1 protein-coding gene is annotated in these 577 nt (G+C 33.8%); it reads left to right on the top strand.

From position 1 onward, the window contains the following. The first annotated feature begins 104 nt into the window (after positions 1 to 104). Complete coding sequence (locus tag ACGF5R_RS24360) at positions 105 to 455, top strand: D-alanyl-lipoteichoic acid biosynthesis protein DltD (protein WP_387693207.1); 351 nt, start codon at positions 105 to 107, stop codon at positions 453 to 455. Positions 456 to 577: the final 122 nt, after the last annotated feature.

Genomic DNA, 577 nt, shown 5'->3' on the forward strand with positions numbered 1-577 from the left:
TTCGGTCAGTTGTGTATAGGCCATAGTGCATTTTCCTTTGGCGAGAAAGATGCCTACTATAGCAACTGACCGCCCTTCTGAAAAATTGCACTTATTAGTCGAATCTGCCCTATGAAAAATATGTAAAAGATAAAAAAAGTAAAAAAGCATTTCCTAATGGCATCAATTACAGTAAAGAAATGAACGCCTTTGACAATATATTGAATTTATTAGCGAAATATAATGTCGATGCTCTGTTTATTATGCAGCCATTAAACCCTTATGTATACACAGATACAAACGATTTTAAACCCGTTGAAAATATTATATCAGAGAAAATAAAATCTCATGGTATGGGATATTTAAATCTTATTGAAGAGCAATATCAGCCAGGAGTATTAACGGATATTATGCATATGGGGGAATATGGTTGGTTATTAACTGATAAAGCTATTGTGGAACATTTTGCGAAATGAAATATTTTATAAAGGGTAGATTCACATAATAAGTGCAACATCGTTAATCTGGAAGTAAACATGTTCGTATTCCCTTAAATAATTCATTCGGTGTTTTCCCACCCCGTGTTTTTCGGGGGCGA

The sequence above is a fragment of the Photorhabdus sp. RM71S genome (assembly GCF_042879355.1).
GTDB lineage: Bacteria > Pseudomonadota > Gammaproteobacteria > Enterobacterales > Enterobacteriaceae > Photorhabdus > Photorhabdus kayaii.